The 13,101-nt window shown below is 69.9% G+C and carries 11 protein-coding genes; 4 read left to right on the forward strand and 7 right to left on the reverse strand.

Features of this window, described 5'->3' with window-relative positions; translation table 11 throughout:
• Positions 1–64 precede the first annotated feature (64 nt).
• Complete coding sequence (locus N8I86_RS00850) at positions 65–2,215, forward strand: FUSC family protein (protein ID WP_263276752.1); 2,151 nt, start codon at positions 65–67, stop codon at positions 2,213–2,215.
• A gap of 150 nt (positions 2,216–2,365) precedes the next feature.
• Here the strand turns inward: N8I86_RS00850 and N8I86_RS00855 are convergent, their stop codons facing one another.
• Both N8I86_RS00855 and N8I86_RS00860 read right to left on the reverse strand, forming a co-directional pair.
• Positions 2,366–2,536, reverse strand: coding sequence for a DUF5670 family protein (locus N8I86_RS00855; protein ID WP_059247750.1), 171 nt, complete (start codon positions 2,534–2,536; stop codon positions 2,366–2,368).
• Positions 2,537–2,779: 243 nt separating this feature from the next.
• Complete coding sequence (locus N8I86_RS00860; RefSeq protein ID WP_073896514.1) at positions 2,780–3,016, reverse strand: chaplin; 237 nt, start codon at positions 3,014–3,016, stop codon at positions 2,780–2,782.
• A gap of 482 nt (positions 3,017–3,498) precedes the next feature.
• On the opposite strand from N8I86_RS00860, the gene N8I86_RS00865 reads away from it, so the two are divergent.
• Complete coding sequence (locus tag N8I86_RS00865) at positions 3,499–5,568, forward strand: HelD family protein (RefSeq protein WP_404830867.1); 2,070 nt, start codon at positions 3,499–3,501, stop codon at positions 5,566–5,568.
• Between the two features lie 109 nt (positions 5,569–5,677).
• Here the strand turns inward: N8I86_RS00865 and N8I86_RS00870 are convergent, their stop codons facing one another.
• A complete protein-coding gene (locus tag N8I86_RS00870) occupies positions 5,678–6,862 on the reverse strand; it encodes a hypothetical protein (protein ID WP_263276754.1) in 1,185 nt (394 codons plus the stop codon).
• A gap of 439 nt (positions 6,863–7,301) precedes the next feature.
• Here N8I86_RS00870 and N8I86_RS00875 point away from each other — a divergent pair, with 439 nt between their 5' ends.
• Positions 7,302–7,607 (forward strand): DUF6191 domain-containing protein, encoded by a 306-nt coding sequence (locus tag N8I86_RS00875; RefSeq protein WP_263276755.1) that lies wholly within the window; start codon positions 7,302–7,304, stop codon positions 7,605–7,607.
• Entirely contained in the window at positions 7,604–8,137 is a 534-nt protein-coding gene (locus N8I86_RS00880) for a DUF3995 domain-containing protein (protein WP_263276756.1), read from the forward strand. The genes N8I86_RS00875 and N8I86_RS00880 overlap by 4 nt, the downstream gene beginning before the upstream one ends.
• A gap of 572 nt (positions 8,138–8,709) precedes the next feature.
• Here N8I86_RS00880 and N8I86_RS00885 read toward each other — a convergent pair.
• The 4 genes from N8I86_RS00885 to N8I86_RS00900 all read right to left on the reverse strand — a co-directional run bounded on the left by N8I86_RS00885 (position 8,710) and on the right by N8I86_RS00900 (position 13,020).
• The gene (locus tag N8I86_RS00885) at positions 8,710–9,777 is read right to left on the reverse strand and encodes an LAETG motif-containing sortase-dependent surface protein (protein ID WP_263276757.1); all 1,068 of its coding nucleotides are present in this window, start codon (positions 9,775–9,777) and stop codon (positions 8,710–8,712) included.
• A gap of 270 nt (positions 9,778–10,047) precedes the next feature.
• Positions 10,048–10,794 carry an MBL fold metallo-hydrolase gene (locus tag N8I86_RS00890; protein ID WP_263276758.1) on the reverse strand — a complete coding sequence of 249 codons (747 nt, stop codon included), beginning with the start codon at positions 10,792–10,794 and terminating at the stop codon, positions 10,048–10,050.
• Between the two features lie 108 nt (positions 10,795–10,902).
• Positions 10,903–11,880 (reverse strand): GlxA family transcriptional regulator, encoded by a 978-nt coding sequence (locus N8I86_RS00895; protein WP_263276759.1) that lies wholly within the window; start codon positions 11,878–11,880, stop codon positions 10,903–10,905.
• Positions 11,881–12,108: 228 nt separating this feature from the next.
• The gene (locus tag N8I86_RS00900; RefSeq protein ID WP_263276760.1) at positions 12,109–13,020 is read right to left on the reverse strand and encodes a hypothetical protein; all 912 of its coding nucleotides are present in this window, start codon (positions 13,018–13,020) and stop codon (positions 12,109–12,111) included.
• Positions 13,021–13,101: the final 81 nt, after the last annotated feature.

Here is a 13,101-nt window from a genome sequence, read left to right on the forward strand (position 1 = left end):
ACGGTTGCCGCACCCCGACCAGGCCGACGCGCCCCGGCAGGGCGTTCCGGCCAGGCGGACACCCGTGACGTGGCTGCGGACCTTCGGGGAGGTCGTGCGATCCGCGCTCACCATCGAGGAGACGCGGCTGGAGCCCCTGCTCGCGCTGCGCACGGCCGCTGGGGTGGCGATCGTCGTCGGGCCGACGCTGTGGCTGGTCTCCCCCGCGTATGCCGCGTCCGCCGCCCTCGGCGCCTACTCCGCGGGTGGGGCCACCTTCCAGCGCAGCTGGCGTCCGCGCAAGGTGGTAGCGCTCGGCGCGGGCGCGGGCCTGGCGCTCAGCACCTTCGTGGGCTATCTGGCGGCGGGGCGACTCGTGACGTTCCTGCCGCTGCTGGCCGTATGGGCCTTCGCCGCGGGAATGGCGTGGGCCGTCGGATCGACCGCCGGGATCGTCGCAGCGACGACCGTGGGCAGCATGCTCGTGACCATCACCTTGCCCACGAGCGTCGGGCGAGCCCTGGAGCACGCCGGGGTCATCGCACTCGGAGGCGTGACGCAGGCCCTGCTGATCTTGCTGTTCCCGATCCGGCGTTGGGGGGCGCATCGTGACGCGCTCGCCGACGCCTTGGCCGCCGTCGCGGACTACGCCCGCCGGTTGCGGCACGACCCGACCGCCCCGTTCGACCCGGAGCCGTTGATGACGGCCCGGGACGCGGCCGCCGTGACGCCGTCCCAGGCCCGTACGCGTCCTCCCGTCCTGCACGGCCCCCGGGGACTCGCCGAGCGCATTCGGCCGGTGGTCGCCGCGCTCGCCGACCCCGACGTGGGCGCCCCGGCGGAGGGGCCCGGGCGGGACCGCGCGCGGGAGTTGCTCGACGCGGCCGCCGACGTCCTGGACGCGGCCGCCCGTTCGATCCGCCGCGGGACTCCCGCCGAGGTGCGGCCCGAGAGCACGGACGTCCTGCGGGTCGACGAGGAACACGAGGTGCTGGAGGGCCCCGCGCGGCAAGCCGCCGAGCGGCTCGTGGAACTGCTCGGCGAGGCGTTGGAGATCGCCGGGAGCGGCTGCGCGCGCGGGACGACGCCCACGCCGCCCGGCCCCGCCGGCGCCCAGTTCCTGGTGCGCCCGACGATGCTCCGGCTGGTCCCGGTCGTCGTCCGGGCGGTCCGCCGTGAGCTTCGCCGGGACTCGCCCGTGTTCCGGCACGCCGTCCGCCTGGCGGCGGTGGCGACGCTCGGCTATCTGATCGCCGCCCGGCTGCCCTTGGGTCACGGTTACTGGGCGCCCATCGCCTCGGTGATGGTGATGCGGCCGGACTTCCACCGTACGTACGCGCGTGCGGTGGCCCGTCTCGCCGGGACCCTGGCGGGGGTCGCACTCGCCACCGGCATGGTGCGGGCCCTGGGCACGGACGCCCGTGTGTCCGGCGCGCTGGCGGTGGTCTCGGCGGGCCTGTCGTACACGCTGAACCGTACCGGCTACGCCTACTCCCAGTGCTTCACCGCCGCGTACGTCGTCTTCCTGCTCGGCATGGGTGGCCAGGCATGGGAGCAGACGGTCCCGGAGCGGGTGGTACTCACCCTGCTCGGCGGGGCCCTGGCGATGCTGGCGTACGTGGTGTTCCCCGCGTGGGAGACCCCCCGGCTGCCGAGTCGGCTCGCGGACTGGCTCGCCGCCAACGGCCGCTACGCCGCCGCGGTGCTCCGCAACTACGCCGAACCGACCCGGAAACATCACGCTGACATGCGCAGGGCACTGCTGGAGAGCAGGGAGGCACGTGCCGCCTGGCAGGAAGCGTACGACCGGGCAAGGCAGGAACCGGTCCGCCCCCGGGGCCTGACGTCGCGCGAGGCACAGGAGGCACAGGAGGCGCTCAAGGGGTTCGGCCGGGCGGCGATGCTCATGGAGAGCCACGTCCCGCGGGCCGACAGCCGTTTCGTCCCCGAAGCGGAGCGATTCGCCGAGGCCCTGGAGACGGACACCGCGAACGCAGCAGGCGCCGTGCGCGAGCACAGGAATCCGGAGTGGGGACGCGTGGAGGAGGCGCTCCACGCGTGGGAGGACGCCGCCGGCAACGCGAGCCCGGTCGTGCGGCGCGAGGCGGAACTGCAAAAGCAAGCCTTGGAGGATCTCGCGACAGCGGTGAGCCGCACCCCTCTGGAACGGGACGTCGGCTCTGCTCGCGAGGAGCAGCGGGTCCGGGCCGCCGTGGCGACGGAAGGTGACGGATAGCGGACGCGGCTCCGTGTCATGGCTGCGCAGGTGCTGAGCGAATCACTGGCATGCGAACGCGTGCCTGCCACGGGCATTTACGCGAGCGAGGCCCGGCCGTTATCCGGCCGAGCCCCGATCGCTTCGCGCGCGTAGCGCACCTCGTACCGTCTACCAGCGGTACCAGCGACCCTTGCGGCCGCCGCTGTCCGCGCTACGGACGACGAAGCCCAGCAGCCACACGACGAGCACGATCACCGCGATCCACCACAGTGCCTTCAGCGCAAAGCCCGCACCGAAGAGGATCAGAGCCAGCAGAAGAACCAGAAGCAGGGGAACCATAGCTATCAACCTCCTGGCCACCAGGTGCCCTTACCTCTGGCTGACAAGCATACGAAGTGGGAGTTACTTCCGCGGGTAACGGGGCATGTGCGCGAGCGCCGCGCGCCATGGCGATGCTCCATAAAGCATGCTCCGTAAAGCAGCGGACCGGGGTGGGCGCCGCCGTGGTCCGGGCGTGGGCACAGCCCTGTTGCGAGAGGCACGGGCCCACCCACCGGTGGGCCCGCTGGTCCTGCTACTGCGTCACCTACCGATGTTGGCGCAGGTGTTGCCGAAGGACGGGTTCAGCAAGCCGATCACGTTGACGGTGTTGCCGCAGGCGTTGACCGGGATGTTGATCGGGACCTGAATCACGTTGCCCGACAGCACGCCGGGCGAGCCGACCGCAATCCCCTGCGCGCCGCTGTCGGCCGAGGCAGCCGCGGCCCCACCGAGCACTACCGCGCCCGCGGCGGCCATCAGCCCCGCACTCCGCATCATCCGAGAGCCCATGTACGTCATGTTCAGTGCCTTTCCTCCGTGTGGCGGCGGCAGTCGCCGCCGGTCGGCCGCTTGTCGCGTCCGGACGTCGGTAATCCGCTGAGACCTAGGGCGCGGACTGCTCAAGATGCCCGCAATCACCCGATCGCACCAATCGCGGCGACGGCCAAGCTCCCGAACTCGGCGTTCTCCGCCAACGCGCCGGTGTGCACCGAACCCCACCGTCACGTGTGTAGTGGACACCCGAGGGTCATCCATCAGCAGCGGCAGATCCTGGCGTCCGGCTGGCTGCGTGAGCCGAACCCGAGTCCACATCGACGAAGCCCCCCGGCGGCCGACTCGGACAAGTAAGTCAAGCCTTACTTTCGCGGAGATTCGACTCCATAGTGGAGGGCCGAGTCGAGTCGAGAGGAAACCTGTTGTCGCAGTTCAATGAGGAAGCCGCAGGACAGGTCCGGGTGGAGCAGGCGCACGTGTCCGCCATGTACGGGCGGCTCGATGAGCAGATGGCGGATGTACGGGCCGAGCTGGCGGACGTGCTGAGGTCGTCGGCCGACAGCGCGGGCGAGGTGTACGCGCGTGATGTGACCGCGGAGCGTCTGTCGCGGCAGCTTCGCCGGCTGGAGGGCGCCGAGGAAGGGCTGGTGTTCGGCCGGATCGACGGCGCGGACGGAACCGTCCTGCACATCGGACGGGTTGGCCTACCTGCAGATGACCTGGACCTGCCGCTGCTCGTCGACTGGCGAGCGCAAGCGGCTCGCCCCTTCTACACGGCGACGGCCGTGCATCCGATGGGACTGCGCCGCCGCCGGCACCTGCGTCTGGTTCACCGCGCAGTCCGTGCAGTGAACGACGAACTGTTGGACAGCTCCGCACCTGCACCCGGCGACGTCGTCGGCGACAGTGCGCTGACGGAAGCGCTGGAAGCCCAGCGCACGGGGCGGATGCGTGCGGCAGTGGCGACGCTGCAAGCGGAGCAGGACGCGATCGTCCGTTCCCCGCACCAGGGGGTCACGGTGGTGCAAGGTGGACCGGGTACAGGCAAGACCGTAGTAGCCCTGCACCGGGCGGCGTACGTGCTGTACGCCTTCGCGCGGGCCGCCGAGCGTGGCGTCCTGGTGCTCGGACCGAACCCACGGTTCCTCGACTACATCTCCCAGGTGCTCCCCTCGCTCGGCGAAAGCGACGTCCTTCTGGCCACGTGCGCGGACCTGACCGGGATGGTGCCCGAGATCGTGGAGCCGTCCGCCGAGGTCGCCAGGCTCAAGGGTGACCTGACGCTGGCCGAGGCACTGGCACGACTGGTGCGTTCCCGGCAGGCGCCGTGGGACCAGGGATTCGCGGTGCGTGTGGGGCAGGAAGGCGTCCGCCTGAGCAGCGGGGACATCACGGCGGCCCGGGAGGCGGCTGCGACGAGCGGCCTGGCGCACAACCGCGCGCGGGAGGTGTTCAAGGACCGCCTGATCAGCACCGTCACAAGCTCGCTGGAACGTCGTACCGTCGAGGCCCTCGCAAGCATCGACGCCGACATCGCCGAGAACACCCGCTTGGATCTCGACGCCGCGGCCCTGGCCGACCTGTGTGCTCTCGGTTTCGACGTCGACGACGCGCCGGCCACGGACCCGGCAGAGATGTTCGACGCGGACGCCCTCCGTGCCCACCTCGAAGGCGACGCCCACGTGGACCACGCCGTGGAGGTCCTGTGGCCACGGCTGATGCCCGACGAGGTCGTCCGGGACCTGCTGACAGACGCCCGCACGATGACCACGCACCTGCCGTCGCTCACGGACGACGAACGTTCCCGGCTACTGCGTTCTCCGGACAGTCCGTGGACGGACGCCGATATCCCGCTGCTGGACGAGGTGGCCAACCTCGTGGACGGGCCGCCGGAGCGCACCTTCGGGCACGTCGTCATCGACGAGGCCCAGGAGCTGACCGCCCTTCAGTGGCGGATGGTGCTGCGCCGTTGTCCGGCCCGATCGATGACGCTGGTCGGCGACTTCGCCCAAGCGGGACCGGCGACGGCGGCAAGCGACTGGTCCCAGGCGCTGGGCCCGCATCTCGACAACCGGTTCACCCTGCACACCCTCACCGTCAGCTACCGCACGACCCACGAGATCCTGGCGACCACCCACAACCTGCTCGCACGGATCGCCCCGGGTCAGACACCAAGCCGCTCGATCCGCCACGGGGCCCCTCCACGCCACCTCACCGCATCCCCGCACACCCTCACCAGCACCGTGACCGAGGAACTCCGGGCGCAGACCGCAGCTCACCCCGACGAACTGCTCGCCGTGATCTGCGCGGATGCCCGGATCAAGGACATGGCATCCGCCGGCGCCGCCCAGTGGGCGCGCCTCGTGCCGGCATCGGAGGCCCGAGGCCTTGAGTTCGACGCGATCGTCGTCGTCGGCCCGGAGGAGATCGCTGCGGCCCGCCCCAGCGGTGAGCGGGACCTTTATGTCGCCCTCACCCGTGCCACCAAGAGGCTGTGCACGATTACCGTCCACCCCGGGGCACAGCGCCGCTCATCACCCCAGGTGAGGGGCTGATATGGCGGGGCACCCCAACGCCCCACTGACGCCGGAAGGGCGCAGGACGAGCGGTCCGCGCAATGCTCTTTCTCATATCCGCGCAATGCTCTTCCGCAATTGAAGACGGTCACCCGCCGCGCTTCAGACGTACGACCACAGGGGCGCTGAAGGGATCGCCGGACTGGTTTACCTCGACTTTTCCGGCGCCCAGCCAGTCGTCGGTGCCTGGTATCCGGTGGATCTCCGTCAGCCACAGCGACTGGTGCGAACCCTTGCCCGCACCGGTCGACAGGGGCAGGCGACGGCGTTTGATCTTGAGGCATCGCCCGTCGTCGGTCAGGTACCAATTGCCGTCGAGGAACAGGCCCTTGTCGTCCTGGCCCACCGGCGTGCGCCGAGCACAGCGGCCGAGGACTGACTCCTGATCAACCCACTTCGATCCGGTCCAGCGCAGCCGGATGGCTTCGTCCGCGGGTTCGGGTTCGACCTCGCCGTGGTTGAAGCTGTTGATGCCGTAGGCGCGTACCTCACCGCTGTCGAGAACGAAGACCTGGCTGAGTCCGGCGCTCGGCTCCGGGGGTACGGGGTCCGCGAACCGCACCAGCGGGGTCTCGACCGGCCGCCAAGAAGTGCCGTCCCAATGCATCGAGGCCGGCTGATCGTAGTGTTCGCCGTCGCTCAGCCGGGTTCCCGGCCCGGTGGATCTGCCGCCGACCGCCCAGACGTCGTCCGGCCCGGCCACCTCGAGGTCGGACGCACGGTAGGGCAGCCGGGTCGTCGTCCAACGGGTTCCGTCCCAATGGAGAGCGGTCTGCTCGTCGGCGAGGGCCCAGACGTTGTCCGGGTCCGCTGCGTCAAGGAGTCCGAGCTTGCCCGGCGGCGGGCTCGGCACTGCTGACCAGCGGGTGCCGTCCCACTGTGCCCAGCGGTTCACGCCGGTGCCCACTCGGTCGGTCCGCGGGCGCATCCACAGGACGTCCTCGCCGACTTCGTCGATCACGGGCGCGTAGTCGGTGGGGCCGAGAGCGCCGGGAAGGGGCTCGCGCTTCCACCGCTTCCCGTCGTAGTGCAGCAGTCGGGGGTCCGCCGCGCCGTTCCTCTCGAAACCGACGGCCCAGATGTCGTCCTCGGCCAGGGCGGCGACATCCGTGAGTTCACCGTCGAAGTCAGCGATGTGCGCGAACTCCCAGGTGAGAGCGTCTTGATGGCCCTTCGATGGGAGGCTGGTGTCGGCCGGACCGGGAGTCCGAGAACCCTCCGGCTCGGAGGCCGTGCCACACCCGGCCGACGGGAACACTGTGGCCAGCACCATGACGGCCACCACAGCCCTGCGCCGGCACTTCCCGAATTCACTCACGCACGCCCCCTGTCCCTCCACGACGAGCCGGAAGCCTACCCTCCGTCGAGCCACGTGAGAGAGCGGCCGAACCCCGAACTCCGGGGGCAACATGGTGTCGCCTCACACGCGATGTCGCGCTATCGGTAGGTCAGTAGCAGCCTCATGACTCGGCGTGGACACTCAGCACGAAACACGTGATCGCCGGTGCCGTCATGACGATCGCGCCCAGGTCGCGTCGGCGGTCGACTCGCGGATCGGTCGTCGGCCTCCCGGGACATCCCGCACAGCACGCCCCATGGGAACGACGCCACACCCCTTGACGTTTCCCAACTACCGACCGCCTTACGGAAGATGGGGGTTCACTGTGGCTATATGGGCCACGTCGTTACCGGCGCTCGTATGTCTTCTGATCTTGTTCGCCTTCGTGGAGAGCGCATGGCGCTGGTTCACCGGGCTGGGCTTGATCCCCTGGGTACGCAAGCGCACCGGACGGTCCCTGTCGAGCATCGCCTTCGACGAATTCACAGCCACCGTGAACGGCAACAAGACGGCAGAGCTGGAGCAGCGGCGGGTAGAGCTGTTGCGGCGGGACGACGAGAGCGACGGCGCACCGCCCCTCTCGCGCGTCGACCTGACCGAGGGCATCGCTTTCCTTGTGGTGCCGGAGACGGACGTCCCGCGCGCAGACCGGCCCGAGGACCGCGAGGGTCGGCGGTGAACCGCGAACGGGCGGCGACAGGCGGCTGTGAACGGCGCGTGCTGTGGGGGCGCCTCGCGGGCTCGTGGGCGGCCGTGTTCGCCGGGCTGCACTTCTACTGGGCTCTGGGAGGTGATGTGGGGCTGAGCATTTCAGCCGGTCCCCTGGCCACGGAACGACCACTGTGGGTCGTCATAGCCGGTCTGTGGGGCGTGGGCGCACTCTGCCTGCTCGGCACCGTGTTGGCTTGGATCCTCGCCAAGTGCCCGCTTCAGGGCGTCCCCGCTCGGCTGGCACGGTGGTCGGGCTGGGGCGTCAGCACACTCCTCCTCGCGCGCGGCATCGGCATCGAAGTGCTGCTGCTGACTGACGCAACGCACCTGCACCCTTCCGTGAGCGGTGAGCAGCGGGCCTGGACGCTGGCACTTTGGAACCCCTGGTTCATCGCCGGAGGACTGGCCTTCGGCCTCACCGCCCTTCACGCCGGCAGGCAGGCACAGGAGCGCCAGCCCCGCACGACCGCCGGCGGACCAACAGCTCCACCCCGGTGAATACCTCGACTGCAACTGCCTGGCCGATCAATGCAGCACCAGATCACCGGCAACCGAACGAATGGCCCTGGCCAGCGGCTCGACGGCCATGGGCACGATCATCCCTCGTACCGTGAGTGTCGCCGCCGGGCGCTCGGCGAGCCGCGCTCCGCCAACGAAGGCACACTCGACAGCGCGGGCCTCCATGACCGCCCGCGCCGTGTGCCCTTCCCCAGGAGCGGACAGGGCACCATGCGGCGAGGGGGTCAGCCGACGTGGTAGACGGCGATGGTCACCTCACTGTTCGGACCAGAGATGTTGTACGGCCCGGGCCGTGGAAGGGCTCGCTAGCCGGGACCGTGACCGCATCCGCCGCCAGAAGGGCCTGAAAGGCCTTCGTACGGGTCCCTCGCAGCTGAAACACGCCACGGCCAACTGCGCGACCCATCCTCACGCGGTCGGCCGGACGAGATCACCTACCAGCGGCGCCCAGGAGCACCGGTCGCCACTCCCAGACAGGGCACGGCCCCAAGTCCGCCCGGCCTGTGACCGGCTGAACGCAGCCTGCGCGTTCAGCCGGTCAGACACCAATGTCAGGCTACGGCGCCCTGGTCCGCGTTCTTGCGTCGGCGCACCGCGAACACCGCGCCGCCTCCGACGACCACGGCAGCGCCTCCGGCCAGGGCGATCACGGGCAGAACCGAGCTGGAGCCGGTCTCGGCGAGGTGACCCTGGGGCTCGATCTTGGTGTTGCCGGAGGGCTGGTGCTTGGGCAGCGGCTTCTTGCCGCCCTGCGGCTTGGCGTCACCGGGGTCGCCGGGCGTCGCGCCGGCCTTCAGGATGTCGAACTCGTAGAAGCTGTCGTCACCGGAGAAGACGCAGTTGCCCTCGTCATCGGCGTACATACCGATGCTGATGGCGTAGCCCAGGCCGGCCGGCGCCTTCGCGTCGACGGCCAGGCGCATATCGATGGAGAAGGACTCGTGGGCCTTCACATCGGTGTAGCCGAGGTAGCCGGCACCCTCGTCGTTCTCGTCCAGGGAGATGCCGACCCACTTGCCCGAGGACGGGTCCTTGTACTGCAGGCTGAGGTGGCTGGTGTCGATGAAGTAGTCCTGCTCGTTCATCTGGGCGGCGAACACGCCCAGGTCGACGCGCTGGTAGGTCCGGCCGCCGGTGTTGTTCACGTTCAGCTGGAATGCGTGGAACCCGCTGCCCGCGACGATCTTCGACGGCAGGCCGGAGAGGCCGGTGTGCAGATCCTTGTCGATCTGGACCTTGTCCTCGCCCTCGTTGCACTCGAACGGGCCGCCCGACGCGGACGCCGAGGGGGTGGCGGACACGGAAGCGGACGCGGATACGGATGCAGACGCGGATGCGCTGGAAGACGACTGCGCGGCTGCGGGAAGGTCTTCGTCGGCCGTCGGCGGAGTGTCCTCGGCGGCGGGAGTCGTCTCCTCGCCGGCCGCGGTGGTGTCCTCGGCAGCCGGGGTGGTGTCCTCGGCGGCGGGCGTCGACTGCTCTTCCGCGGGAGCCGTCTCACTGACGGTCGGGGAAGCGGTGTCGTCGTCCGCGGCGTGGGCGGCCGAGGCCGTCAGCAGGACGGCCGGAGCCAGAGCGGCCGTCGCGGCGGCGAGAGCCAGAGACCGGCGAAGCTTCATACGAACCTCATGAACGTGAGTGGCTGAAAGAGTACGCATGGACGACCCGCCATGGCCGAAGATGGTTGTCTGAAATGCACATCACAAATACGTGACTCACGTCACACCCGCCGGTGCGAGCGCGACGGAGCCCGGACACGCACCCTCACACCTCAGGCCGGCGACCCGTGCGACCTCCGTCCGCGCCCGCTCCATGGGGCCTGCCCAGGGGCGGCATACGCGGCTGTCGGCCGTCGGAGGCCGTCCAGGTGCAGGGCCGCCGTGAGTGCGTTACTCGCCACGGACAGGGAGGCGCCCTGCGGCGTCGAGTCGTGCCAGGCGGTCACCTTCCTTCTCGGCCCACCGCCGGACCCGGCCGGGATCGAGCGGCGTGCCGTGGCCGACGTGCAGGCTGATGGGGTCGAGGGCGAGCATCTCGTGGAGGCTGGCGAGGTTCTGCCGAGGGTCGTCATGGAAGGGCGGGTTGGCGGGTCTGCCGGGGACGAGGCCCATGAAAGAGCCCGCGATCAGGTCGCCGGCGACGAGGTCTCCGTCGTCGGTGAGGACGGAGACCGATCCGGCGGTGTGGCCGGGGGTGGGCATGATGCGCGCCGCGAGCCCGTAGTCCTCCAGGCCGGTCTCACCGCGGATCAGCACGGCCGGGTCGACGGGCTCGGCCCGAACGTGGAGCTTCCGGTTGCGTGCCATGAGGCGCCCCATAGGGCCGGTGGGCAGGTACGGTTCGCGGGCCCGGCCGGAGCGGTACGGCCCGAGGTCGGCCATGTGTCCGGCGACGGGGGCCCCGGTGAGCCGGTGCAGTTCGGCGGCGGAGCCGAAGTGGTCGATGTGGCCGTGGGTGATGACGATCAGCGCGACGTCGGCGGGATCGACACCGTGGGCGGTGATCTGGTCGAGGATCTTCCGGCCGCTGCCGGGGGTGCCGGCGTCGACGATGACGGGCCTGCGGCCGAGCAGCAGGTAGGCGTTGATGTTGTGGCGGCCCATGACCGGGATGGGGACGACCTTGGTGCGGGACATGGCTTTCCTTCGAAGTGGGCTGGTCGCTGCCCTGCTGTACGGGCATGGCAAGGCTCGGCCGGTGCGCTGACGCGGCACCGGCTGACAGGTGGGCGGTGTGGGGGTGGGTCAGAATCGGCGGCGGTACTCGGCCGGGGTGGTGCCCAACCGCCTCCGGAAGGCGCGATGCAGCGTCTCCACGGAGCCGAGGCCGCTGACGGCGGCGACCTCCGGCAGGCTTCGGTCGCTGTCCTCCAGCAGTCGGCGGGCGGCTTCCACCCTGACCGCTTCCACGTATGCGGCCGGTGTCGTCGAGGTCCGCTGCTGGAACAGCCGGGTGAAGTGGCGCACGCTCAGATGTGTGCGCGCCGCCAGCGCTTCGAGGGAGAGGTCGTCGGTGAGGTGTTCGGCGATCCACATCCGCAGTTCGTCGATCCGGTCGTCCTCGACGCTCTGGACGGACAGCGGCACGCTGAACTGGCTCTGCCCGCCGGAGCGTTTGACGTACATCACCATCATCCGGGCGGTCGCGAGCGCGAGGTCCTGGCCGTGGTCCTCGGCGACCATGGCCAGCGCCATGTCCATCCCGGAGGTGACGCCGGCGCATGTCCACACCTGCCCGTCCCGGATGAAGATCGGGTCGGGGTCGACTCGCACGCTGGGGTGCTCGGCGGCCAGTCTGCCCGCGGTGAGCCAGTGCGTCGTGGCCGGCCGGCCCTCCAGCACCCCGGCAGCGGCCAGCAGGTGCGCTCCCGCGCAGATCGATCCGATCCGCCGGGCCCGGCAAGTCCCGTGGCGGAGCCAGTGTGTGACCTCGCGGTCGATCACCGGTTCCACGCGGCCGCCGTCGGCCAGTTCGATCGCCCCCGCCACGAGCAGGGTGTCCACCGGGCCGGTCACGTCGTCGAGGGTCAGATCAGCCATCAACCGCACGCCGCTGGACGTGACCACCGGGCCGCCGTCGGCCGTCGCGATCTGCACGGTGTACGCGGGCCGTTCGGGTCCGGCGACCCGGGAGGCGACGGAGAACACCTCGGCCGGGCCGGTGACATCCAGCAGCTCGATGCCGGGGAAGGCGACGATCACAACGCGGTGCGGTGGGGACATGGCCTGATCATCCCGCCGGGCCGGATGCGGCCGCAATGACCAGGATCTGTCACATCAGGCCATCAAGGGTTCTGCGTTTGATGCCATGAGGTGCGGTGGCCCATGACCGGCTTGCGCGCCAAAAGGACGCGCCCGCCGGACGCAAGTCACGGCGGGCGCGTCAGGGCAGGTCGGGTCAGGTCAAGAGGCGGGGATACGCACCAGCGCTGGCAGCTGATACTGCTGGAATCAGGACTTGGAGAGCCATACCTGCGACTCCTGCTGGCCGGTGTCGGCGGTCACCGGGTAGTCCCGGTCGTTTGCACGGGCCCTGGTGCGCATGGTCGCGAGGCCGGGTTGGAAGGCGGTGCCGGGCTCCTGGCTGGTGAGGCTGACGGACCATGGGACGGGCGAGCCCGGCGTGCAGGCCACGGCGATGTCGTACGTTGCGCTCGGTGTGCCCTTCTTCTGGATCTGGAAGACCTGGCCGACGACTGAGACGGACGCGGGCTTGTTGCAGGTCACGGTGCCACCGACGGCGATTCGGCCCTCCGGGACGGCCACCGTGCCCTCGGGGCTGGCCTTGATCCCCATGGCCAGTTCGACCGGAGGCTCGGGCATGACCGCGTGAACCTCGCCGCGCAGAGGCACCGTTGATCCGTTGCAGTACTGCTCGAAGGATGCGTCAAGCTCATGGACGTAGCCGTAGGGTCCGAACGCGATGTGCTCGATGGTGAACGAGCCGGAGCTGGTATTGCACCACTTCTCGGTCCCGTCATCGGTTCCGCTGAACGTGAGTTCCGGATCCGCCGGTTGGGCGTCGGGCCATTGCTTCGTTCCGGTGTAGGTGGTGCCCTCGGTCAGCTTCTCGCCGTCGGGCGCGGCGATGTTGAGGCGCCAGAGTGTGCCTTGCTCCGCGTCTACCGCGACAGTGAGGCTGTTCTCATCCGTGCTGCCCTGGACGTCGAACATCTGGACCGCTCCGGATGTGTACGCGTACGACCGGCCTCCCGAAATGGGCTCGCCCGGCTCGCCGTTGAAGCTCAGCGTTCCCGACGTGGCGCTGTAGGCGTGCGCGGTGTCCGCCAGTGGCGCGGCCAGGAGGGCAAGGGTCATGGCCGCGACCGCGCTCCCCGTCCGGACCAGCAGCCGCTTCGGCATTGCACTTCTCGTCAAGGTTGCCCCAAGGAGTTTGTAGATCTTGGCCGATCGGGCAGGCGCATGCGCTGCCCCGACCAAGTC

It is taken from the genome of Streptomyces albidicamelliae (assembly GCF_025642175.1).
Lineage (GTDB): Bacteria > Actinomycetota > Actinomycetes > Streptomycetales > Streptomycetaceae > Streptomyces > Streptomyces albidocamelliae.

Bases quoted from the DNA above. Each gene is read 5' to 3' on its own strand.
- N8I86_RS00855 (WP_059247750.1), bottom strand. From the start codon at position 2,536: ATGGTTCCCCTGCTTCTGGTTCTTCTGCTGGCTCTGATCCTCTTCGGT.
- N8I86_RS00860 (WP_073896514.1), bottom strand. From the start codon at position 3,016: ATGATGCGGAGTGCGGGGCTGATGGCCGCCGCGGGCGCGGTAGTGCTC.
- N8I86_RS00865 (WP_404830867.1), top strand. From the start codon at position 3,499: ATGTACGGGCGGCTCGATGAGCAGATGGCGGATGTACGGGCCGAGCTG.
- N8I86_RS00870 (WP_263276754.1), bottom strand. From the start codon at position 6,862: ATGGTGCTGGCCACAGTGTTCCCGTCGGCCGGGTGTGGCACGGCCTCC.
- N8I86_RS00885 (WP_263276757.1), bottom strand. From the start codon at position 9,777: ATGAAGCTTCGCCGGTCTCTGGCTCTCGCCGCCGCGACGGCCGCTCTG.
- N8I86_RS00890 (WP_263276758.1), bottom strand. From the start codon at position 10,794: ATGTCCCGCACCAAGGTCGTCCCCATCCCGGTCATGGGCCGCCACAAC.
- N8I86_RS00895 (WP_263276759.1), bottom strand. From the start codon at position 11,880: ATGTCCCCACCGCACCGCGTTGTGATCGTCGCCTTCCCCGGCATCGAG.
- N8I86_RS00900 (WP_263276760.1), bottom strand. From the start codon at position 13,020: ATGCCGAAGCGGCTGCTGGTCCGGACGGGGAGCGCGGTCGCGGCCATG.